This is a genomic window from Paenibacillus xylanexedens (genome assembly GCF_007676705.1).
Classification (GTDB): Bacteria; Bacillota; Bacilli; order Paenibacillales; family Paenibacillaceae; genus Paenibacillus; species Paenibacillus xylanexedens_C.
Window position 1 is genome coordinate 553,349 of record NZ_VEBF01000003.1, and the last position, 21,653, is coordinate 575,001.

General features: G+C 47.0%; 21 protein-coding genes. 7 read left to right on the plus strand and 14 right to left on the minus strand.

The window, feature by feature from the left end; genetic code table 11:
- Positions 1-123 precede the first annotated feature (123 nt).
- From pdxR to FS628_RS20345, 3 genes are read left to right on the plus strand one after another with little or no spacing between them, the layout of a single operon-like run.
- Entirely contained in the window at positions 124-1,575 is a 1,452-nt protein-coding gene (gene pdxR, locus FS628_RS20335; RefSeq protein ID WP_145324842.1) for a MocR-like pyridoxine biosynthesis transcription factor PdxR, read from the plus strand.
- 12 nt (positions 1,576-1,587) lie between these two features.
- The gene (locus FS628_RS20340) at positions 1,588-2,508 is read left to right on the plus strand and encodes a D-alanine--D-alanine ligase (RefSeq protein ID WP_145324843.1); all 921 of its coding nucleotides are present in this window, start codon (positions 1,588-1,590) and stop codon (positions 2,506-2,508) included.
- Positions 2,505-2,963: a GNAT family N-acetyltransferase gene (locus FS628_RS20345; protein WP_260871124.1), complete on the plus strand. Its 459-nt coding sequence runs from the start codon at positions 2,505-2,507 to the stop codon at positions 2,961-2,963. The genes FS628_RS20340 and FS628_RS20345 overlap by 4 nt, the downstream gene beginning before the upstream one ends.
- Positions 2,964-3,086: 123 nt before the next feature.
- Here the strand turns inward: FS628_RS20345 and FS628_RS20350 are convergent, their stop codons facing one another.
- The 6 genes from FS628_RS20350 to FS628_RS20370 form a co-directional block, all read right to left on the minus strand.
- Entirely contained in the window at positions 3,087-3,872 is a 786-nt protein-coding gene (locus tag FS628_RS20350) for a glucose 1-dehydrogenase (RefSeq protein ID WP_145324844.1), read from the minus strand.
- A gap of 143 nt (positions 3,873-4,015) precedes the next feature.
- A complete protein-coding gene (locus tag FS628_RS20355; RefSeq protein WP_145324845.1) occupies positions 4,016-5,479 on the minus strand; it encodes a GNAT family N-acetyltransferase in 1,464 nt (487 codons plus the stop codon).
- A 241-nt stretch (positions 5,480-5,720) separates the two neighbouring features.
- The gene (locus FS628_RS20360) at positions 5,721-7,229 is read right to left on the minus strand and encodes a copper amine oxidase N-terminal domain-containing protein (protein ID WP_145324846.1); all 1,509 of its coding nucleotides are present in this window, start codon (positions 7,227-7,229) and stop codon (positions 5,721-5,723) included.
- 207 nt (positions 7,230-7,436) lie between these two features.
- Positions 7,437-7,565, minus strand: a complete 129-nt coding sequence (locus FS628_RS32735) for a hypothetical protein (RefSeq protein ID WP_260871125.1) — start codon at positions 7,563-7,565, stop codon at positions 7,437-7,439.
- A 136-nt stretch (positions 7,566-7,701) separates the two neighbouring features.
- Positions 7,702-9,216 (minus strand): DUF1877 family protein, encoded by a 1,515-nt coding sequence (locus tag FS628_RS20365; protein WP_145324847.1) that lies wholly within the window; start codon positions 9,214-9,216, stop codon positions 7,702-7,704.
- Positions 9,213-9,707, minus strand: coding sequence for a helix-turn-helix domain-containing protein (locus tag FS628_RS20370; RefSeq protein ID WP_145324848.1), 495 nt, complete (start codon positions 9,705-9,707; stop codon positions 9,213-9,215). Before FS628_RS20370 ends, FS628_RS20365 begins: the two co-directional genes overlap by 4 nt.
- A gap of 184 nt (positions 9,708-9,891) precedes the next feature.
- Between FS628_RS20370 and FS628_RS20375 the strand changes: the two genes are divergently transcribed.
- Positions 9,892-10,356 carry a DUF4385 domain-containing protein gene (locus FS628_RS20375; protein WP_145324849.1) on the plus strand — a complete coding sequence of 155 codons (465 nt, stop codon included), beginning with the start codon at positions 9,892-9,894 and terminating at the stop codon, positions 10,354-10,356.
- 24 nt (positions 10,357-10,380) lie between these two features.
- Positions 10,381-11,766: a VWA domain-containing protein gene (locus FS628_RS20380; RefSeq protein WP_260871126.1), complete on the plus strand. Its 1,386-nt coding sequence runs from the start codon at positions 10,381-10,383 to the stop codon at positions 11,764-11,766.
- Between the two features lie 23 nt (positions 11,767-11,789).
- On the opposite strand, the gene FS628_RS20385 is transcribed toward FS628_RS20380, so the two are convergent.
- Positions 11,790-12,605, minus strand: coding sequence for an SDR family NAD(P)-dependent oxidoreductase (locus tag FS628_RS20385; protein WP_145324851.1), 816 nt, complete (start codon positions 12,603-12,605; stop codon positions 11,790-11,792).
- A gap of 250 nt (positions 12,606-12,855) precedes the next feature.
- Here FS628_RS20385 and FS628_RS20390 point away from each other — a divergent pair, with 250 nt between their 5' ends.
- A complete protein-coding gene (locus tag FS628_RS20390; protein ID WP_145324852.1) occupies positions 12,856-13,515 on the plus strand; it encodes a TetR/AcrR family transcriptional regulator in 660 nt (219 codons plus the stop codon).
- A gap of 131 nt (positions 13,516-13,646) precedes the next feature.
- Here FS628_RS20390 and FS628_RS20395 read toward each other — a convergent pair whose 3' ends face one another.
- The 3 genes from FS628_RS20395 to FS628_RS20405 all read right to left on the minus strand — a co-directional run bounded on the left by FS628_RS20395 (position 13,647) and on the right by FS628_RS20405 (position 16,155).
- Positions 13,647-14,708 carry an LLM class flavin-dependent oxidoreductase gene (locus tag FS628_RS20395; protein ID WP_091035571.1) on the minus strand — a complete coding sequence of 354 codons (1,062 nt, stop codon included), beginning with the start codon at positions 14,706-14,708 and terminating at the stop codon, positions 13,647-13,649.
- A 141-nt stretch (positions 14,709-14,849) separates the two neighbouring features.
- The gene (locus FS628_RS20400) at positions 14,850-15,662 is read right to left on the minus strand and encodes a class I SAM-dependent methyltransferase (protein WP_145324853.1); all 813 of its coding nucleotides are present in this window, start codon (positions 15,660-15,662) and stop codon (positions 14,850-14,852) included.
- Positions 15,663-15,813: 151 nt separating this feature from the next.
- Complete coding sequence (locus tag FS628_RS20405) at positions 15,814-16,155, minus strand: zinc ribbon domain-containing protein YjdM (protein WP_145324854.1); 342 nt, start codon at positions 16,153-16,155, stop codon at positions 15,814-15,816.
- A 232-nt stretch (positions 16,156-16,387) separates the two neighbouring features.
- Between FS628_RS20405 and FS628_RS20410 the strand changes: the two genes are divergently transcribed.
- Entirely contained in the window at positions 16,388-17,539 is a 1,152-nt protein-coding gene (locus FS628_RS20410) for a VanZ family protein (RefSeq protein WP_145324855.1), read from the plus strand.
- Positions 17,540-17,631: 92 nt separating this feature from the next.
- Here FS628_RS20410 and FS628_RS20415 read toward each other — a convergent pair whose 3' ends face one another.
- The 4 genes from FS628_RS20415 to FS628_RS20430 form a co-directional block, all read right to left on the minus strand.
- Entirely contained in the window at positions 17,632-19,089 is a 1,458-nt protein-coding gene (locus tag FS628_RS20415; RefSeq protein WP_145324856.1) for a carboxylesterase/lipase family protein, read from the minus strand.
- A gap of 318 nt (positions 19,090-19,407) precedes the next feature.
- On the minus strand, positions 19,408-20,493 hold the full coding sequence (locus FS628_RS20420; RefSeq protein ID WP_145324857.1) for a metallophosphoesterase family protein: 1,086 nt from the start codon (positions 20,491-20,493) through the stop codon (positions 19,408-19,410).
- Entirely contained in the window at positions 20,493-20,831 is a 339-nt protein-coding gene (locus FS628_RS20425) for a DMT family transporter (RefSeq protein ID WP_145324858.1), read from the minus strand. Before FS628_RS20425 ends, FS628_RS20420 begins: the two co-directional genes overlap by 1 nt.
- Entirely contained in the window at positions 20,828-21,598 is a 771-nt protein-coding gene (locus FS628_RS20430; RefSeq protein ID WP_145324859.1) for an HAD family hydrolase, read from the minus strand. The genes FS628_RS20425 and FS628_RS20430 overlap by 4 nt, the downstream gene beginning before the upstream one ends.
- Between the last annotated feature and the right edge of the window lie 55 nt (positions 21,599-21,653).

Below are 21,653 nucleotides of genomic sequence, written 5' to 3' on the forward strand. Positions count from 1 at the left end.
ATATTGCCTGGGCTTTTTTGCGTTTACGCGAACAACCAACCACTCCCGCAGGGAAACAGAGGTATCGTGGTTCTTTCTGCTGGGTTTATAATATGGCAAGATACCAGTAGAGGGAGTGATGGGATGTATTCCGATCTGCAACTGACGGAGGACCGCCCTGTATATATACAAGTCAAAGATTATATGAAGCGATTAATGCTCAAAGGTGGCCTGCAAGCCAAACAAAAGCTGCCCTCGACCCGTGAACTTAGTACACTCATGAAGGTTAGTCGCAGCACGGTCCTGCTCGCATACGCCGAGCTTGAGGATGAGGGACTGATCTATGCAGTCAAAGGCAAGGGCAATTACGTCAGCGCCTCCATCGAAACACCTGAGGCTACAGCAAGCTGGGAACTGGACTGGACGACGGAGGTAAGTGAGTATGCGATCCAGGCAGAGCAGTACGATCTGATGAAGCATGGCTCCGGAGCAGAGCGCGGCGAGATCTCGTTCACCAGCATAGCACCGGACGAGAAGCTGTTCGATCTGCACAACGTGAAACGGGCTTTTCTGGATCGCATGTCACTTGAAGGCGAAGTACTGCTGAATTACGGATATGCGCAAGGATACAGACCACTGATGAACTATTTACTTCGATATATGGAGAACAAAGGTGTCGACCTCCGTGGCAAGGACATCCTGATCACCAACGGATTCACGGAAGGCTTCGATCTCGTTCTTGGGGCGTTACGCAAAAAAAGCGGCAAAGCGCTCTGTGAGAATCCAACGCACCACACGGCGATCAAGAATCTAAAGCTGCACCAGTTCCACCTGACCGGTGTGAACATGGAGCCGGATGGCCTGGACTTGAAGCAACTGGAACATGAGCTTGAGGCAAGTCCTTATGATCTGGCCTATCTTGTGCCCTCCTATCACAATCCAACCGGGATTGTGACGTCCCCTGCGAAACGGGCGGAAATTATCCGGTTGATGAATCAGTACCAGGTTCCGATCATTGAGGACGGGTTCAATGAAGAATTGCGCTATTCCGGTTCCCACGTATCTCCCCTGATCGCCAGCATGGGCAGAGGGAACGGACTGGTGTATCTGGGCAGCTTCTCCAAAGTGCTGTTCCCAGGACTACGAGTTGGTTGGGTTATCGCGGATGCGGCGCTGATCGATTATCTGGAGAGTATGAAACGGGCACGCAGCATCCACACATCAACGCTGGATCAATCGCTACTGTATCAATATCTGAGCAACGGTAATTTCGAGAAATATCTGAAGCGGGCTCGTACGGAGTATAAGCGCAAATATGAACTGGTTGTGCGCTGCCTGAAGCAGCATCTGCCGATGTGCCGGATCTCCGGTGAGGGCGGCCTGCACCTGTTCGTGCAGTTCCCGTCCGAATACAGGACTCGTGAACTGCTCGCGGCTTGTAAGGTGAAGGGTGTAACGTTCACACCTGGAGATACTTTTTACCTGGAATCCGGTCAGGGTGTAAACACGATGCGTCTGGGTTTCTCCAGAGTCAGCGATGAGCATATACGCAAGGGCATTCGGATCATTGGCGAGACAGCAGCTCAAATGAGATAAGGAGGATTTCACATGAAAGTTGGCGTGATTATGGGCGGTACATCTTCAGAGCGGGATATTTCCCTGCTCACCGGACAGGAGATGATCAACCATCTGGATAAAAGTAGATACGAGGTTGTGCCCATTGAGCTGAACACCAAGCGGGATCTAATCGACAAGTCAGCGGATATCGATGTGGCACTGCTTGCCCTGCATGGCAAATACGGCGAAGACGGTACGGTTCAAGGCACACTGGAATCCCTGGGTATTCCCTACACAGGTTGTGGCGTGCTGGCGAGCAGTGTATGCATGGATAAAGACATGTCCAAACAGCTCATGCAGCATGCAGGTGTGCTTACCGGAGAGTGGCTACGAGTGAGTCATATCGAGGAACTGTCCTCAATTGCTGTTCAACAATTAACGTACCCTGTGGTGGTAAAACCCAATTCAGGCGGTTCCAGCATCGGTACCCAAGTAGTGAAGGAGGCTGCCGTCCTGCCCGGTGCTGTGGAGGCTGCCCTCGCCTGGGATGATACGGTCATGATTGAACAGTATATCGAAGGTGAGGAGATCACCTGTGCCATTCTGGATGGAAAAATGCTGCCGGTGATCTCCATTCGTTCGAACGCCGAGTTTTTCGATTATTCTTCCAAATATGATGACCACGGAGCCGATGAGCAGGTTGTGCAATTGCCTGTGGATCTTCACCATCGTGTGGAAGCCGCGGCACTTGCCTGCTATCAGGTGCTGAAATGCAGCGTCTACGCGCGCGTGGATATGATGATTCGCGAAGGCTTGCCTTATGTGCTTGAAGTAAACACGCTGCCGGGTCTTACCCGTAACAGTCTGCTGCCCAAAAGTGCAGCCGCTGCAGGCATTTCTTTTGCAGAGCTGCTGGATACCATTATTGAACTTTCATTGAAAGAAAGACCCAAGGAGGAGATACGATTATGAGTCTGGATGTAACCATTAGACATAGTTCTACTACGGATCTGCAAGATATGGTCATTCTGATGGACCAACTCGGTTATCCAACCACTTACGCCGAGATGGAGGAGCGCTATACCCACATTGCTGCAGACGCTAACTTCACCACACTGGTTGCTGAAGCACGCGGACGTGTAGTTGGACTGATCGGATTACAGACGTCTTATCTGTATGAAAAGAACGGAAGACACTGCCGTATCTTGGCATTGGTTGTACACGACCAGTTCAGAGGCTCAGGCATCGGCCGTCAACTCATTCTGGAAGCCGAACAATGGGCAGCCACACATAACGTGGATTCCCTGTCTCTGAACAGTGCCAATAGCCCGGAACGTGAAGCTGCACATCAATTCTATCGTCAGATGGGATTCACAGCCGGGAGTACCGGATTCAGCAAAAAGCCGCAGATGCTACAACACACTTAACCTGCGGCAGATACGCTATCCCAAATTTCACATCAAAAAGAACGCCTCACTCCGCACATTGGCGGAAACGGGCGTTCTTCGGTATATGTCTATTACGCATGAATACGCGGTTTAGTTATGGGATCAATATTTCGCTGATTGTGCACCATCAATTGGAATAATGGCTCCATTGATGAAGGGTGATTCGCCAGACAGCAGGAAGGCAACGAGGCGCCCTACTTCCTTCGGTTCACCCAAGCGCTTCGCCGGGTTGTCCTTCACGAACTCTTTGGATGCTGACTCCCAGTCATTCGGATTGATCTGTTTGAACGAACCGATAACCATATCTGTCAGAATGGCTCCGGGGGCAATTGCATTAATGCTGATCCCGTGCTCGGCGTATTCAATCGCTGCATCTTTGGTCATGCCGGCTACGGCATGTTTACTCGCTCCATAGGCAATCTGGTTCGGCACGGCACGAATGCCACCTACAGAGGACGTGTTGACGATGTAGCCTTCGCCCTGTTTCTTCATCACAGGCAAGACGTGCTTCAACCCGTAAAATACACCCTTCAGGTTGATGTCGATGACTTTATTGAACATTTCCGTATCATAATTCTCGATCAGGTTTTGCTTGCCTTCAATACCTGCATTGTTGAAAAATGCATCGATACGTCCAAACTCATTTACCGTATCACTAACATACTTCTTCACAGCTTCTTCGTCAGATACGTCACCTTCGATTAACAGAAACTCGGCATGTTGTACCTCTTCCGAGATCACACGCTTGGTCTCTTCCAGCGCTTTCATGTTCACGTCAACCAGGGCAAGCTTGGCCCCTTCACGTGCAACTTCCACAGCTGCCGATCGGCCGAGACCGGAGCCCCCGCCTGTTATCAGGACTACTTTACCTGCAAATCGTTCAGTCATCTTTCATAGACCTCCCTATGCTATTTTTGACATTCTCCATACGAAGTACCCGTTTCTTCATTTGCTCTAATCAAACACGGATCTGTTACAACCAGCATCTCAACCGGATTATTATGCTTCCTCACTCGTTCTGCCATTCATGCTCAGGATTTCATAGCTTCATAAGCCGCAAACAGTTTCTCTACCTCTACTCCGTTGATCTTCATCCCAGCCACTTGACACCGCTCTAACTGAACCCCAGATAGATCACAATCGATAAAACGACTTCCTCCAAGATCACAATGCGCCCACTGCATGGGTACACGGTCAGATCCAAGATGTGTATCCTGGAATTGAACGCCATCCAGAGCACAGAATTCAATCTTGCTGTCGGTTAGGCGTAAATCAGCCAGCAATATATTGGTCATGTTTAGATTGGTGAATTTGCTTCCATTCAGGTTACAGTCGGTGATCCGACTATTGGTCAGATTACTGGTACTGTACCGAACTGAGTCAAGATTAGCTTGAACAAACTCAACCACTGACTCACCCGAGTCCTTGGATAATGTCTCATCACATATTGGATCAAAAGAATCAACTGACATGTTCTTCTCATATCCAAACTCTTCTTCAGATGCATAGACACGAACATATCCCATTTTTTCGTAAAAATGATGATTATCCAGCTGCCGACCTGAGGTCTCCAGCTTCCAATTTTTAATCTGCGGAAATTCATTCTCAATAAGTTGCATGACTTGAGATCCCACACCAAGTCCCTGACATACGGGATCAATATAGATCTTATCGATCCTGGCATGTTTTCGTCCAAGCACGTTAACACTCACCCCGCCAATGGCACATCCGTCTGACTCCACAACATAATAGTCCCATTCACGAATCAGGTAACGATGCATTCGGACAGAAGAATAATCAGGCGGGCATAGATTGCTATCGATATCCTTCTCACCGTCCGACCAGACTTTTATGGCATGATCAAAAGCACGACTACAAATCTCTGTAAGTACAGCAGCATCTTCCTGCTGTGCTCGTCGTAAGCCGATTGCAGAATGTACCCGCTTCGGTTGCACTGGTTCGGACTTTATTTTGAACAGTTCAAAATAATCGTAGTTCTCCTGGTCCACTAGCTTTCTACGAGAGACATAACGAAAACCCATATGCTCCAAAACTTTGCGTGACGGCTGGTTGAACGGCTTCACAATGCCCACGATTCGATTCAGCAAAGTATGCTCAAATAAATATGATGTTAGGGCTTGAACAGCCTCTGTGACGTATCCTTTATTCCGGTAATCCCGGGAGATGGCGTAGGCCACTTCCCGGTCTCCTTGATCCAGCATGTCATTCGGAAACACCCCGCACCAACCGATGATGCGCTGATCTTCATTGTGTACCACGGCAAGTAGGATGCGTACATCTTCCGGGTTGAATTGCTCGTAACTGCTTACGACAAATTGTAAAAATTCGCGCAGCTGCTCCTCGGTCATTTTCCAATCCGGCAGGATATCCGTGATTTCGGGTTGTTGGATTAATGCATGCACGGCAGCCTGATCTTCCATCGTAAATGGACGCAGCGTAATGGAGTTTGAATGGATGAATAATTGACTTTTCATATAAAACACCTCTGGGGATTTATTTAGGATGACAACAAAGAGGAGCACCTCCAATAGAGGCACTCCTCGATCCGTTTCCTCATTTCAGAAACGCCGAAGCTCCTCGTAATGGGTCAAAAGGACACACGTATCCCGTTCATGGTCTAACGGAATTTTTGCGGTGTTCTTTTCACGATCATTACGAGAAATCTGGCATATTCTGAAATCCCCTCTCATACTAAGGCTTACTTATGACTCTCACTTAAGGACGGTCAATGTAAATCCAGCCTGTTTCTTGTTCTTTATCTACAGTAGCTCCAAGGGATTCAGCCACAAAGCGCAGCGGCACATATGTCTTGCCGTCCTTGCCTACATAGGCGGATTCCACCAAGGTCACTTCTTTACCAGCTACCGTTGCCTTCTTGGAACCTACAGTCAGGATAATCTCATCCCCAGTGATGTCATCAATGACAACGATTTGGTTCGAGCCTTTGGTCCATTTCACTTCAGCATCCAATTCTTCGGACACGTAGCGAAGCGGAACAAATGTTGTATTCTTAACGGTGATCGCTCCAGCGTATTCATCATCCGGGAAGAGCACTACACTTTTACTCGTGATCCCGGCTTCATCTTTCAGCAATTGATACGCCAGTGAATTGGAATCGAAATTGCGCAGCATCTGACCAGGCGTAATATCATCCTTCATCAGATCCAAAACGCCACCCGTTACATCCACTTCGTCGACTGCAACCGTTCCACCGATATTCCACTGTTCACTGTTACCACTTACGGTTACGGAGTTCAGCGGCAGATCTTCGGAAGCAGGCAGTGCCACTTTCAGTTCAAAGTTTTGCTTGCGAACATCCAGCTTGCTGTCGAGATAGAAGTCCAATTTCAGTTTGGTTTCTGTGCCAAATACCGTTTTGAATTCAGGGGTCTCATTCAACAGGTTGTTCAGTTCCTGATCATAATTGACCAGCATACTGTCCAGTCCCACTTTGATCATCGCATACAGTGATGCAACAGCTTCATCTTTCGATTCAGGAACGATTGAATTCAGCGTGTTGTCTCCCCCACCTTCTACCTCATTAACGGCTTCAAGTACAGGGTAGAACACATCATACAGATCTCCAATCAGATCTTTCAGTCCTTGCTCATCCTTCGAAATACTCGTCAGGAATGGTTTGACCATGGCAAGCATCTCTTCACCACTAATCTCCATGTGCAGCTTGGAGAGGCTAAGTGCTTCGCCATTCACGGATTCCTGTACCGGAGTCACGGAGATGTTCTTCGGATTGGACAGGTGCTTCAGGACAAAAGAGAACAGTTTCGGGGAAAGTTCCTCGAGTTGCTTCTCCAGAGCTTTCGTATCTACCATCGGAAGAGCTTGTGCATCCTGGAACGTATCCAAAGATATGTACAGAGGTTTCTGGGCTCCGTCCAGATCAATGACCAATTGAGACTCATTCATGGACAGGTGGAAAGGTAACTTCGTTCCCTCCATGCTGAATGTGCCTTTCACTGATGCTGTGTTAGCATCTTTCATTTTGGCTTGATCAATATCCAGGGATATGGAATTAATGAGTTCGATCATTTCAAGGTCTTTCTCTGTGGCAAATTCCGCAGCCGGTTCTATGTTTATATTCATGGATTGTCTGGATTCACCGGACTTGATACTCGCGCCATTAGCCATGGCTTTGCCAACATCTACTCCACCCACAGCCTGACATCCTGTAAGAACAACCATTAATAATACGAGTGGCACTGCCATCCATTGGACTAACTTTCGATTCGTAATATGATCTCCTCCTTAGAAAAATATGGTTCATTTCCATTATGAAGGTACAGGTAATTCTTGTAAACGGATACGCAAAAAATAAACCAAAAGGCCGGAACATGTCCGACCTCTGGTCTATCTATATTTCAGCATATCGTAAGATTCGATAAAATATCCTGCTTCATTATGCAATGCTGGGAGTTATTCTTGCTCCTGATCTTCTGCCTGATCTTCATCAGTTTCTTCATCTTCCGCAGTTACGGGAGTCTCGAATTGATCCGGCTCGTCCTCTTGAATCGCTTTGTTCTCTTCGTTCTGATCCTGTGTCATATCGCATTCCCTCTCTTCTACCGGATTGTCATGTCATCAAGGCCTGAGCCTTGTGTCTATCAATAACCCGAATAGGCGTAATTCAAACCTGTCCCAGCGTCGGCCAACCATTTTCCATCATCATTTCAGTGCTCATTTAGAAAACATAAAAGACGATCCCATTTCCACTTGCAGCCGTTGCCTGAAATAAGGCCTGGATATCATCCACGGTCTGAACGATCTCCTGAAATGTCTCTTCTGCATCCCAATCTTCCATAACAGGGTAGACGCCTTCAGCGATCATCTGGTCCAGACTATACCGCTGCTTTAATTCTTCCGGTGTGAGCTGCTCCAATGCCATGTAGGCTTCCAGCACCTGCTCGTTACTAAGCAAAAACAGATCCATGTCCGAATAGTTTCCCAAGTATTGCTCACCTGCGAGAGGTACCACATATCCCAGGGGCGGCTCCCCTTCTACCAAGTTACCGTTCAGCGTGAATTGAAGCATCTGCCACGTTTTATCAATATCCAGATCAACTGCACAATCATGCACACTGATCTCACCTGACTTGATAGATTCAATGAGCTCCTTCGTTACCACAAGATATCTGCCGGACATTCCCATACCGTTATCCCTCCTGTGTAATTCGTTCTGTTGTTCCCCATTAACCGTGCTTGATGTAAAAGAATCGGGGTATTGTGCCATATAGTGAATCAACTCATCAGGTATAGCCCACTTGAACACACTAGTCAGTAGAGGATTACGAAAAAAGGATCGAACCGCTTCCATATTTATGTCCGCTGAATAATCTTCAAATAGGAGCTCTTCTCGCTCCCCTGATCGACACTGCAGATTTGCCACCTGTGCAAGCGAAGATTGTTCAAAGATGAAGTCAATCATACGAATAACAACAGGTTTTACATACTTTGACGTTGTTAAATGTACTTCCATTCGCTGCAGATCATAGATTAAGGAAAATACCGTATCTTCGCGTTTGGCAGAAGCCAGTACCTTGAAGAGTGCGTCTGGATTATCAAGAAATGTCCCGGAATTAGTATAAATGTCGGCAACACATGAAAACCGATCCATTGAATTCTTCTCATAATCGTCCCATTGTGACCATACATTCTGCCCTGACTCCAGTTCACTTATTGCATCACTATATGCGGTATTTGTAATTACTGGCGCCTCCAAAGGCGCGGAATGCACACACATATGACCCTGGAGAAACTCCACAATTACATAATTCCCGGTGCGATCTGCGATTAAATAATGCAACTGGGAAGTGCTCTGATCTATTCGGATTTTCCCCGCTGCCTCCAATGCTTCATCTACAGTACTGCATGTATCCAAAAGATACTGTATCCACTGAAGCTCACTTACAACTGGAAGGCCGTCTTCAGCTGGATAATGGGTCGACCATAACGTGGTCTGTTCAATCACAAGCCCTGCTTCATTTATTCCTCCATTGGGATTCTCCTTCCCTACTTGAGAAACGGTTAGACTCCCATAGACTGAAGTCCATGATGCAGGAAGTGATGGAGGCATGATCAAGGCAGTTTTGTGCAGACCACGTTGATTTGTGAAAAGATATACTCCATCGTAGATCACATCCTGATTTTTGCAGACCCAAAAGTTCTCTTGAGATTTCACTGCGAATGCTGTGCTCATTTCTCCCCCTCCTGATGTGAGAAGGGTGCAGATACACTTGCCATGGACTCCGCTTTACTAAGCCATTCTTCAGAATGTTTGAGCGTTTTCTCGCCTCCCTGTTCAATGATCGCTGCAAATCTCGCAATTAAAGCCTGCTTGTGTTTCTCCCGCAGCAACTGGAGAAGCTTCATCTCGTAGGCTTTTTGCTCCTCTTCTTCCCCTTCCTTCTCTAACTTCTGTTGAATAAAAAGGATCTGTACATCCACTGTATTTTCAGGTGTGAGATCACGCAAATAATGTTGTCCATCAATCAGCACTTCATGTTCGACATGAAAATAATCGGCCAGTTGTTGCAGTCTATCCTTAGGAATTGGTCGACGTTTCTTGACCCAGTCATTAAATTGCTGTGGAGTGAGTCCTACCTCTTTGCACACCTGAGTGTAAGATAACTGGTGAATATGAGCCAAGTACTGCAATACCGTCATTGAGGGCAATGAAACTTGATTCATGCACAACACGTCCTTCACAAATGTATTTTATTAAATTGACATATAATATGTCATTATACAGGAGACATATTATATGTCAACAACGCTTTTTCACTTATTTTCATCCTTAATAAGACCGGGTAAACGATAGTACAGATTACAAATTGTTGACGGGAACACATATCATCTCAAGGAGGGCATACAAATGAAAAAATTTGATTACAGCATCAATTATGAAGAGCTAGATCTGCGCAAACATCCTGAGCTGTACACCGTAGGCCGGGGCGAGCAGGGTGTTCTCATGGTTGAGCCGTACAAAGGCGAAATTCTGCCACACTGGCGGTTCAAGACACCCGAGATTGCGACAGAGTCATCGGAGAAGATCTATGAGCTGTTTTTGGAGTATAAGAAAAAGGGAGATTTCGTTGGTATGGATATGGCTCGCAAATTTCTCCAGATGGGCTATACACGGGCCAGACGGTATACGAATCACAAAGGAGGACGCAAATATTCGAAGGAGGATGGCTCGATCCTGCCCTATCAGAATGATAAGGTGAAGGCAGAAGCGGCAGCCATATTCAAAGCGCAATGGGAGATTGCGAAGACGGATCCGGACTATGTGAAGATGAAGAAGGAGCATCGGGAAAAGTACGAGTCAGAGCAGACGTAAGAACATCGGGTAAACGATTGACTTATGGAAACATTTGTCTCAGAATCTATCTTGTTACTGTTCATTTTCAACCATTATATTGGAGAAGAGAGGCATCCGATCATGACCGATTCGTTCATTCAATTAAACTCAGGGCAAAATATCAGCATCAACGAATGCGAGCAAATTCAGGTAACCATTCAGTGTACATCAACCCCTTCTCCCTTGGATGTTAGCTGCTTTATGGTGAACGAAGAAGGAAAAGTTCCATCTGACGACTATTTTGTATTTTATAATCAGAAGGCTGATCCTCACCATAGTGTACTTCTGCAACAGGCAGAGGAACTGCAATCCTCTTTTGTACTGGATACGAATCAATTACGGCAGGCTCCTGTGGAAAAATGTGTGTTTACGGCTACTCTGGATGCGAGAGGCACATTTGCCGATGTTCAGGCATGTCAGGCGATTGTACAAGCAGGTTCCCAGCAGATTACCTATGAGATCACGCAAGTCACTGCGGAAACAGCACTTATTTTCATTGAAATCTATAAGTATCGTGACGGATTCAAAGTTCGTGCAATTGGACGAGGTTTCTTTGGTGGGTTGCAGCCGCTGGCAGAGTCATTTGGTGTTGAGATTGAGAGTAACGACACCTCGGAAGCTGAACAGGTCCTTCTCACGGCACGTGCTGAAGTTGCAGCGACCTCTCTTGAAGCCCCGGCATCTGTTGCTGTACCGAACACGAATCATGCACCACTAAACCTGACCAAGATCGATCTCCTCAAGCGTAAAGTAACCCTGTCTCTGCAAAAGAAAAATATTGAACCTATACAGGCACGTGTTGCCGTCGTATTCGATGCATCAGGCTCCATGTACCATCTGTATCGAAAAGGCGTTGTGCAAGAAGCCTTCGAGCGTATCCTGGCGATTGCATCAGCGTTTGACGATAACGGAGAGTTGGACGTCTGGTTCTTTGCCAAAGACTTCTTGCGTGCCCCTAGCGTCACCGCCAGGGATTTCGAGAATTATATTGAACGCACATATACGTTGGGAAGCAAAGGCGGTACCAACAACGAACCTCCTGTGATGCAGGATGTCATTCGCAAATACACGATCGAGGAACCTAATGTGAAGATCCCAACGTATATTATCTTTTTTAGCGATGGTGGAGTCAGTCAAAAAGGGAAAATCATGCGGCTTATTACCGAAAGCTCAACCAAAAATCTGTTCTGGCAATTCGTCGGCTTGGGACAAGCCAATTACGGTATTCTGGAGAATCTCGATGATATGACTGGACGTTTCATCGATAATGCTGACTTTTTTGCACTGGACGACATCTCCAAGATCAGTGATGAAGAATTGTATGATCGTCTCCTTACCGAATTTCCAGACTGGATGAAGGAAGCTCGGGCCAAAGGCATTTTGGCCTAAAGCGTTCATCTCATATAAGTTATTCAGGCTTGCACTTTCTCTGCTTTACCACCCTTGGAACGTGGCCTTAGCATACTTCCTACGATTCGCAACATGGACTTGCGTGGCATGAGGCGGGAGAACTGCGCTGTCCAATAGTTTTGGGCCCCAGGCACAGCATAAGGTTTGCCTGACTCCAGCGCCCTCATGGCCACTGCCACGACATGCTCAGGTGTATCACGTTTGCCCACGGAGGCTTCTTCAGCGCCCACTACATCAAAGAACGAAGTCTCAGTTGAACCCGGACATAGCGCTAAGAACTGAACACCACGCTTCCTGTTTTCTTCATATAAGGCCTCTGTAAAAGAAAGTACAAATGCCTTCGTCGCTCCATACACAGCCATATACGGATCAGGTTGAAAGGCAGCCGTTGAAGACACATTAATGACAGCACCATGTTTCTTCTGCAACAAGCCTGGCAAGAAAAGATGTGTCATATTGGTCACGGCCAACACGTTCAACATAATCTCATCCTGCTGCCTGGAACCATCCACTTGTTCAAATAACCCATGAGTAGCGAATCCAGCATTGTTGATCAATATATCGATCTGTATACCCCGATTCTGGCATTCCTCATATACGTTCCGTGGTGCCTCTACCTCGGAAAGATCCGATACGATTACCTCAGCCCTCACTTGATATGTACGCTCTATTCGTTCTGCCAATTGATTCAGTTTGGACTCCGTTCTGGCCACAAGCACGATATTTTTACCCTTGGAAGCCATTTCGAGTGCAAAAATCTCCCCGATACCTGAAGAAGCACCTGTAATAAGTACCCATTGATGTTGACCCTTTTTCATTTTTCATCCATCCTCTAATTGTAATTGGAATTCTCGTTTTTATAAGGAAACGTTGTTTCTGTATAAAACCATCGTAACCACAATCCACGATCCTGTCAAATAATAATTGTTAAATTTGAAATTAGAACATGGTGCTTCTTTTCTTAATTCGGATTAAATTGACGTTAGCCCGCGTAAAACAGTAGAATGACCTTAAGAAACGGAAACGTAGTTTCTGTTGAACAACAATACGGTTACGAGGATGAAATCAATGAAGGATCATAATTCAGGTTCCACGGAATCTGCACATACAGTAACGACCTTTCAGCAAGCCAGACTCCAGCACTCGGATAATCTGCGGCAAAATATTGTGCATGCTGCTGCTGCTTTACTGCAAGAGCATGGACCAGAGGCCGTCACGGTACGCCGTGTTGCTGAACGCATGGAGTGTTCCACCAAAATCATATATAACCTGTTCGGGAAAAAAGAAGGGTTAGCCAAACATCTATATTTCGAGGGATGTTCTCTTATGGCCCAGTATTTTGAAGCTATACCCCGACAAGCGTCGTTCGAACAATATTTCCGTGATCTGGCCTACGTCTACTGGGACTTCGGCATTTCGCAATCCAGCTTCTATCAGCTGATGTTCGGAGGTTCTTTTTCCGAATTCAAACCGGATGGAGAGACCTTGCAGGGAACAGCGACTGCACTGAAGCAAGTATCTGCCCTGGTGGAGATAGCCATTGAACAGGGAATGATTCAGGTGCAAGATCCCCTGCTTGCGGTACGAATGATCTGGGCTCCTTTACACGGTGTTATTCATCTGTACTTGGGAGGTCATATTGAGAGCGAAGAAGCTGCCAGAACCCTCTATGATCATACGGTATCGATGGTCATACACTCCCTTTTGAGTACATCTGCAAATGGATAAGCATGGAGTCGGTGCTGTATTTGAAGCTTTTAGAAGATAAACGAAAAAGGAGCAGGTCCATTGGCGTAATGCGCCTAGGACATGCTCCTTTCCTTTGTTCACTATCTATAACCATATTGATTTACAGCTGATTAACGTGCCTCTTGGTTCTCGGCTTCCCAACGTGCAATTTCCTTGCGCACGATTGGAGCGACCTCTTTACCAAGCAGTTCAATTGCTCTCATTACCTCGTTATGCGGCATGGTGCCGAGGGGGGTGTGTAACATGAAGCGAGTAATGCCGACTTCTTTGCGCAGGTAAATAATTTTCTGAGCTACCGTCTCCACATCACCTACATACAATGCACCTTCAAGGCTGCGCGCCGCATCAAATGTCGCACGGCTATAGTGTCCCCAGCCACGTTCACGGCCCAGTATGTTCATAACCGCTTGAGCTGGCGGGAAGAATTTCTCCACGGCTTCGTCTGTTGTATCGGCAATGAAGCCGTGAGAGTGAGAAGCAACGGTCAACTTGGAAGCATCATGTCCCGCATGTGCAGCTGCTTTCTTGTACAGTTCCACCAATGGTGCGAATTGTACCGGACGGCCACCGATAATGGCAAGCACCAGTGGCAAACCGAGCAATCCTGCACGAACTACGGACTCCTGATTACCGCCACTGCCAATCCATACCGGAAGTTTCTCCTGTACAGGGCGCGGGTAGATGCCCAGATTGTTAAAGGAAGGGCGATGTTTGCCTTCCCAGGTTACTTTTTCCGAATCACGCAGTTTGAGCAGTAAATCCAGTTTCTCGTCGAATAGTTCATCATAATCGTTCAGATCATAGCCGAATAGTGGGAACGATTCGATAAATGATCCCCGCCCTGCCATAATCTCTGCACGCCCATTCGAAATGCCGTCCAGTGTCGCGAAATCCTGATATACCCTTACCGGATCATGCGATGACAGCACCGTTACCGCACTCGTCAGGCGAATATTCTTCGTCTGTGAAGCTGCGGCTGCCAGAATGACAGCTGGTGATGAAGCCGCGTAGTCAGCACGATGATGTTCCCCCACGCCGTATACATCCAGACCCACCTGATCTGCCAAAACAATCTCTTCAACGACATCGCGAATGCGCTGCGCATGACTGATAAGCTCTCCTGTTTTTACATCCGGATTCGTCTCCACAAATGTACTAATTCCTATTTCCATTGTCTGTTCCTCCCTGGTATGAAGCGATCCGTTGTCCATCTAACCTATTGTAAGTAGATCACCTTTTGTTATGTATCTTAATATTGAACTATTTTGATAAAAAACACAAGTACCCTCTGTTTCCAGAGGGCACTTTTATGATTATTTCTTTCTCCCAATGTACAGCAGGTGCGACGAGATTCCCAATATGGAAGGATCTTTGGCCGCTTCAATCATATATTGCATGAGTTCATCATACTCGCCGCGTTCTTGCCAGTGTTGTAGCTGCTCGTCCGTGAGCATCGCTCTAAGGCTCGATGAACCAATCAAATCAACAGTTTCGAAGTTGTGCTGTTCCATGAAGGGCGTAACGTCCTGAATATTAAAATAGTATGCTCCCGTAAATCGTCCTTGATCCTGATGATCGAATATACCCTTTTCCACAAAAGAACGGATTGCTCCCATATGGTCATTTGGCTTCCAATGCTGCGGAGATTGTAACGAATTGATACTCATGCGCATTCGACTCTGCATCGCTATATACACCATGCCCCCCGGCTTGGTCACACGATACAACTCCTGCACAGCAGCCACACGCTCCTCATCTGTCTGCAGGTGATACAACGGCCCCAGCATGAGGGACGCATCATAAGTCTCGTCAGCAATACCGGAGAGCGAAGTCGCATCGAGAACATGGAATCCATTGAATTGCTGTGTCAAACCGAACTCTTGAGCCTTTTGCCGTGCAGTATCTACGGAGGACGGTGTCAGATCAGATAAAGTAACCTGGTACCCCAGTTTCGCCAGCTCCATGGCATACTTCCCCGGCCCAGCGCCATTATCCAGAATATGACCGTTGGCAGGAAGATACTCTTTGATGTAATGCATGTTAATGATGAATTCAATCGGTTCCCGCTCCAATCTCCCCCACTCATCAAACCCGGAATAATATTTAATAATATGATCTCTCTTCATCGCTCTGACACCTGCCTTTTCTGATATGTAGACCACCCAAGCATGTTCAAAAATTAAATTCCAACCAGTATATATCTACTAAATATTTCCTGTCAAACAAAAAAACGTTCAATTCCCTTGGATACGGAACTGAACGTTTCTCGATCTTATCTTATATCTTTTTCACAAACTCGGATTTCAGCTTCATCGCACCCAAACTGTCAATCTTGCAATCAATATCATGATCCCCATCAATCAGGCGGATATTCTTCACTTTCGTACCCTGTTTGACCACGAGTGAGCTGCCTTTTACCTTCAGATCTTTAATGACCGTAACGGTATCGCCATCACTTAGCACATTTCCGTTGGCATCACGGATTACTTTTGCATCCTCTGCATTCTCATTTTCCCCTTCTGGAGACCATTCATGCGCGCACTCCGGGCAAACCAACAGGTTACCATCCTCGTACGTGTACTCAGAATTACATTTCGGGCAGTTAGGCAAATTAGACATATGTATTAAACTCTCCATTCTACGATTGGCTTTCCCGCAAGTATACGGGATTTCGGCGGTATGTTCCATACGCTTGCTCACTGCATGAATGGATTTAAACCAAATTTAAGGTTCATGCCTCCCTCACTTTAAGGGTAACTACTTATGATGTAACTATTAGATACGCACTACAAATGCATGAAATTCTGGTGAAATTCACTATATTTTTCTGATATCAAAGGAGTGCCTACTCATGTCTTCATATGTTTTTCCGGTGCAAGCGGCATTTGCTATATTTGTCGTCGCGGCCATGTTTTTGCTGGTGCCGTGGTTGATCTATGGTTATCGTAAGGACGGCTTCTTTAGTTGGTCGCGGTTTGGCATCAGCTTTTCCTTTATCTTTTATATTCTGGCTGCCTACTGCCTTGTCATTCTCCCGTTTCCGACTACGCGAGATACCTGTGCACAGCAAGCTGCTGACACGATCTACTATAATCTGGTTCCATTCACTTTTGTTAAAGACATCATGAAGGAAACACCCGTTGTATGGTCTCAGCCATCCAGCTATCTCAGCATGATTCAGGGCAGAGCCTTTCTGCAAGTTCTATTTAACGTCCTGCTTCTCATGCCGCTAGGTGTATATATCCGTTATTTTTTTCAAAAGAGATCGTTCTGGAAATATGCTCTACTGGGTGGCTTGGGGCTTTCCTTATTCTTCGAGATCACTCAAATCACCGGATTCTACGGGTATTACAACTGTCCCTATCGCTTGTTTGATGTAGATGATCTGTTATTGAACACTTCAGGAACAGTGCTTGGATTTGTCACAGCTCCCATTCTACTCGCTTTGTTTCCATCCCAAGCAAGTATCCAGGCGAAAAGTGAGCAGATCGTGGAGCAAAATCGCGTGTATCCCGTACCACAACTGCTTGCATTGCTTATCGACGGTGCGGTAGTCGTGCTGATTACCAATGTGTTGTCCATCTTCACCCCGTCCGATGTAATTCAAGAAGCACTGAATACATCCATCGCGATGGTCATCGTACTGTTCTTCATTCCATGGGTACGGAGCGGAACAACACCAGGCTCAGCTATTCTGCGCTTCCGATATGTGAATCGCCAGAGCGGCTCACCGACCATCGAATCATTATTTAAAAGACTGCTCGCACTTTACACGCCGTGGTTCGTGATTACAATCATCCGCTGGGTCAATGACTATGCCTTCACCAGTAATCAGGATGTAATGCTCCGGCCTTATCAAATATTGCTTTCCCTAGGAACAGTCGGTGTCTATATGTTGGTCTATGCCGTGCTCTTCATTCATGTCTTCATTGTGCTGTTCTCCCGTGGGAAACGTTCCTTCTACTTCGATGAGGTATCCCGCACGCGAGCCTCTCGTAAATAGTTAACATGTCTGTTAAGCACTAAGCTTCCATGCACTGGCATCAGAAAAAGGCGCCTTCCACTTATACATAATGGAGTCGCCTTCTTTTTGAACTACAGACCCAGTAACTTACGCTTGGATGCTTCAGGATCATGCACAACTTCAATCTCATGGTTGAAGATCAGTGTCGCGCGATCCTGCTCATAAGCTGGCCAGTTCACACCTGCAACCTCAGGTTTGCCATTCTTGGCAAAGGAAATCCATGCATCCTGTACCTTTAGAGCAAGTACCGACGCAGCTTCGTCGGGCTCCGCATTCATGAATTTAAGGACATGCAGTGTATTGAACACAAAGAACATTTCGATGCTGTGAATTGCTCTTTTCAACAGGGGATGTTCCGGCATGACCCAATCAAATCGATACATCCACACGGGGGCATACTTCTGCTGTGCCGCAGCATATTGCAGCGATGACCGCCAGAAGAACATATCGGTCATAACTTGAGCTTGTCCATCAGCCGTTTTCGGATAACTGTCCGCGATGGATACCCGATTCTGCAGATCTGGTGTCATAAAGTCTACGCCCTGAACCATATCGATTTCTTTTGAATACGGTACATGCGGCTGGATGAACAGTGCACCCTCGTGCAATGTCGTACCAATCAGCACCGGGATGTCCTGTGCTGATCCTTCGCTCACCGCCTGGAGTGGAATCTGTGGAAGTATCTCCCCATCCAATACAGGTTGGAATAATAATGCCATGCCTGCTCCGCTCTGCTGTTTGACCGTTTCACCAGCTGCAATAATCTGCTCTACAGGGATTGTACTTAGCTTCTGCAGATTATCCCGGTCCACGCCAAGAATCTTCAGCATCCCTTCCCGCATTGCTGAAGCTTGCTCTGCCGGCATGAATTGTGAAGCACCGCTCTCCATAATGGCACGATGGAAGAGTCCTTTGGCCGCTGGCATCGCCATCAACGCCGCAATACTCATGCTGCCTGCTGATTCGCCGAACACCGTAACCTGGTCCGGGTTACCACCAAAAGCAGAGATATTGTCCTTCACCCATTGTAACGCCGCAACCTGATCCAGCAGACCTGCATTGGATACAAATGAATCATCCAATGGGGCCATGTGAAGGAAACCCAAAGGTCCGAGTCGGTAGTTGATTGTCACAACGATGACCTCACCCCGAACCGCTAACTGCGTACCATCATACATAGGCTGGCTACCTGAACCTGATACGAAAGAGCCGCCGTGAATCCATACCATGACCGGCAGTGGTTCCGCGCTTTTTTCCTTAGGCGCCCAGATGTTCAGATATAGACTATCTTCTGACTCATTCGGAAGTTTTGTCAGGCCTTCTGGTTGATGATTTCGAGGTTGTATATTCTCAGGTCCAAATTGAGTGGCCTGTCGTATTCCATCCCATGATTCGGGCTGTTCCGGAGCCTGGAAACGTAATTCACCTACTGGGGGTTTCGCATAGGGAATGCCCTTCCATACGCTTGCACCATGCAAAAGCTCGCCTTGAACTGTACCGTACTTCGTTGCAACTTGAAGTTCTCTCATATGCCGCTTCTACTTCCTCTCCATGAATAAGGTTAGACTACCGATTAATAAGTTAATGTGACTTATTTGAGTATAGTTTGTACGAACACCCATTTACAACTTTACCCAGTATTATGTACTCCTACTACGTTTCACGTGGAACTTTATGGGGCAGATGTTCGTAAAAGTGAGGTGAAAATGAACTATCCATCCTTTGATTTGATGCACATCAACAGATGCACACCAAAAAGGCCACCCTTAGAGCAACATCATCAAGTCTAACTCATCTTAATGACATTGACTCTTAGAATGCCCCTTTCTCGTTGACTATCCGAATAACTACCCTTCTACAGGATAATGCACCGTAAACTCAGCACCCTCAATCCATTCGCCCGTAACAAAGTTCCGTCCCTTCACAACAACTCGATCCTTATAAATCTCAACATGAAGTCCTTCACTGCCCTCCAGATGCTCATCCTGATCTGTCCAGAGATAACCTACAGACGAAGCATTGAACATCGTTGGCATGTGGCCTGCACCATCGTACATTGTATGCTGCGCCTCTAACTGCCAATGGGTATGACCTGAAAAGAGAATCGCTTGCGGATATTTGGCGAGGACAGTCTTGAGTTCCGCATCCTGATTCACCCCATACCATCCCTGTTCCTTCAACGAACCAGCTACCGTATCCATAAGCGGTTGGTGCAAGAACAGGAAGATGGGATGATCCGACGTTGCACGTTCAGACAATTTCGCCTCCAGCCACTTCAACTGTTCAGCCGACATATCACAATCCTTCGGATGAGGTTGCTCAGTGCCCAAGAAAATATAATGATACCCGTCGATCCAGTGATCGTGGTAGGAACCCTTCATGCCGGTTGTCGCTTCAAAATCACTCAATCGACGTTGCCATAACCCGGCGATTGTAATGGACTGAGCTTCCTCTGACATATCCTGACCCTCCTGATCCGAAGGTGCGGCAGACAACGTATAAGTTCCACCTGATAACTGCCCAATTAGTGCAGCTGATTCAGCAGCGGTTTGTTTTTGAACCAGCTCCATATCTGTCTCTTGCTCCAACAACTCGGCTACTTCATCCTCTTTCATCTCAAGCAACACGATCGGCGGATCTTGCCATACCACGGCTCCAATATCATGATTACCTACCGTGTACCGGATATCGGGCAAGCGCTCCGCATGTTGCTTCCATATACGTTGCAACTCACGGTACTCGCTCGGCAGACCTCGATCCGTCACATCGCCCACATGCATAATCCCACTGCTACCCTGACTATACGTGGCCATATCAGCAAGTGCCAGCTCCAAATGTCGGTTATGAATGTGGTCTGCCTCATCCCGTACATGCGTATCTGTAATGACTTGGAAGGTAGCAAGAGGTTGCTCAGGTGTATGTTCATTTTTCATCAGGAATCACTCCATTTCAGTCCAATAATGCCAATCAGAATAAAACCGATCCAGACCATCGACGTGAGCCGCAGACGTTCACCAAAATAGTAATGCCCCACGATGCCAATAAGCGTAATGCCCACGCCAGACCAGATCGCATATGCCACAGCCAGCGGCATATACTTCACTGCAAAGTTGAGAAAGGTAAAGCTTGCGCCATAACAGACAAACATCAACACCGAAGGCCATAACCGCGAGAATCCATCCGATACTTTCAGCAAAATGGTAGCGCTAAGCTCCAGCACGATGGCCATTGCCAGTAGTACCCAGCCCAAGTAAGCATGACTGTTCGTCATTGGCCGAACCCACCATTCATTAATTCATGGAACGATTGAATCGTCCTATCCGCCAAGCGGATTTTTCCCGGTTCTCCAATGCCAATCCTATACCCCGCACCAGCCGTTCGTGCCATCTCCATGTCTCCGTCCGTATCCCCAATGACCACAGTATGCTGCACAGATACACCCAACCGTTCACAGGCGAGCAGTAGCATATCGGGAAAAGGTTTGCCCCGCTCCACCAGATCCGTACCAATCACCACGTCAAAAAAGGAATCCAGTCCCATCCACTGTAAATGTTTAACCGCACTTGGTGTATCATCTGCCGTTACTACGCCCATAACGATACCTTCGCTACGGCACTGCTCAAGGAATTCACGAACGCCCGGTAACGGATGTGCCGGACGATGCTTCTCCATCTCTTCCTCCGCTCGCGCCAAGCATCCCCGAACCATAATCTTGGCTTCCGCCCAGCTGAGACCCGCACGATATCCATGCCACGTCAGCACGGCATACACATCATCCATGGTTCCCATCGCAAGCGGCCCTCGCACGTCATACCCATTCATTCGGCCTTGTTCATCGTGGAATGTACCCCAGATCTGCGGAAGTTCATCTGTGTTGATACGCAGTCCTCGGATTGCCAACTGATCTCTGAAGTCGTTCAACACACAATCGCTCCAGAATCCCCACATACCTGTAAAATCAAGCAATGTCCCGTCCTTGTCGAACAAAACGGCTTCAATCGGATTCGGTAATCCGTCCACATACGTCTCATCTTGCATTGGTTAAACTCCTTGTCTGCGATCTTGTATGAACGGAAAGGACGGTACAGCATGT

What these genes read in the sequence shown, in the direction of transcription:
- FS628_RS20355 (WP_145324845.1), bottom strand. Translation starts at nt 5,479, where the DNA reads ATGAAAAGTCAATTATTCATCCATTCAAACTCCATTACGCTGCGTCCA.
- pdxR (WP_145324842.1), top strand. Translation starts at nt 124, where the DNA reads ATGTATTCCGATCTGCAACTGACGGAGGACCGCCCTGTATATATACAA.
- FS628_RS20430 (WP_145324859.1), bottom strand. Translation starts at nt 21,598, where the DNA reads ATGCAAGATGAGACGTATGTGGACGGATTACCGAATCCGATTGAAGCC.
- FS628_RS20360 (WP_145324846.1), bottom strand. Translation starts at nt 7,229, where the DNA reads ATGGCAGTGCCACTCGTATTATTAATGGTTGTTCTTACAGGATGTCAG.
- FS628_RS20380 (WP_260871126.1), top strand. Translation starts at nt 10,381, where the DNA reads ATGGAAACATTTGTCTCAGAATCTATCTTGTTACTGTTCATTTTCAAC.
- FS628_RS20420 (WP_145324857.1), bottom strand. Translation starts at nt 20,493, where the DNA reads ATGAAAAATGAACATACACCTGAGCAACCTCTTGCTACCTTCCAAGTC.
- FS628_RS20350 (WP_145324844.1), bottom strand. Translation starts at nt 3,872, where the DNA reads ATGACTGAACGATTTGCAGGTAAAGTAGTCCTGATAACAGGCGGGGGC.
- FS628_RS20345 (WP_260871124.1), top strand. Translation starts at nt 2,505, where the DNA reads ATGAGTCTGGATGTAACCATTAGACATAGTTCTACTACGGATCTGCAA.
- FS628_RS20390 (WP_145324852.1), top strand. Translation starts at nt 12,856, where the DNA reads ATGAAGGATCATAATTCAGGTTCCACGGAATCTGCACATACAGTAACG.
- FS628_RS20375 (WP_145324849.1), top strand. Translation starts at nt 9,892, where the DNA reads ATGAAAAAATTTGATTACAGCATCAATTATGAAGAGCTAGATCTGCGC.
- FS628_RS20395 (WP_091035571.1), bottom strand. Translation starts at nt 14,708, where the DNA reads ATGGAAATAGGAATTAGTACATTTGTGGAGACGAATCCGGATGTAAAA.
- FS628_RS20400 (WP_145324853.1), bottom strand. Translation starts at nt 15,662, where the DNA reads ATGAAGAGAGATCATATTATTAAATATTATTCCGGGTTTGATGAGTGG.
- FS628_RS20410 (WP_145324855.1), top strand. Translation starts at nt 16,388, where the DNA reads ATGTCTTCATATGTTTTTCCGGTGCAAGCGGCATTTGCTATATTTGTC.
- FS628_RS20415 (WP_145324856.1), bottom strand. Translation starts at nt 19,089, where the DNA reads ATGAGAGAACTTCAAGTTGCAACGAAGTACGGTACAGTTCAAGGCGAG.
- FS628_RS20425 (WP_145324858.1), bottom strand. Translation starts at nt 20,831, where the DNA reads ATGACGAACAGTCATGCTTACTTGGGCTGGGTACTACTGGCAATGGCC.
- FS628_RS32735 (WP_260871125.1), bottom strand. Translation starts at nt 7,565, where the DNA reads ATGACACAGGATCAGAACGAAGAGAACAAAGCGATTCAAGAGGACGAG.
- FS628_RS20385 (WP_145324851.1), bottom strand. Translation starts at nt 12,605, where the DNA reads ATGAAAAAGGGTCAACATCAATGGGTACTTATTACAGGTGCTTCTTCA.
- FS628_RS20370 (WP_145324848.1), bottom strand. Translation starts at nt 9,707, where the DNA reads ATGAATCAAGTTTCATTGCCCTCAATGACGGTATTGCAGTACTTGGCT.
- FS628_RS20405 (WP_145324854.1), bottom strand. Translation starts at nt 16,155, where the DNA reads ATGTCTAATTTGCCTAACTGCCCGAAATGTAATTCTGAGTACACGTAC.
- FS628_RS20365 (WP_145324847.1), bottom strand. Translation starts at nt 9,216, where the DNA reads ATGAGCACAGCATTCGCAGTGAAATCTCAAGAGAACTTTTGGGTCTGC.
- FS628_RS20340 (WP_145324843.1), top strand. Translation starts at nt 1,588, where the DNA reads ATGAAAGTTGGCGTGATTATGGGCGGTACATCTTCAGAGCGGGATATT.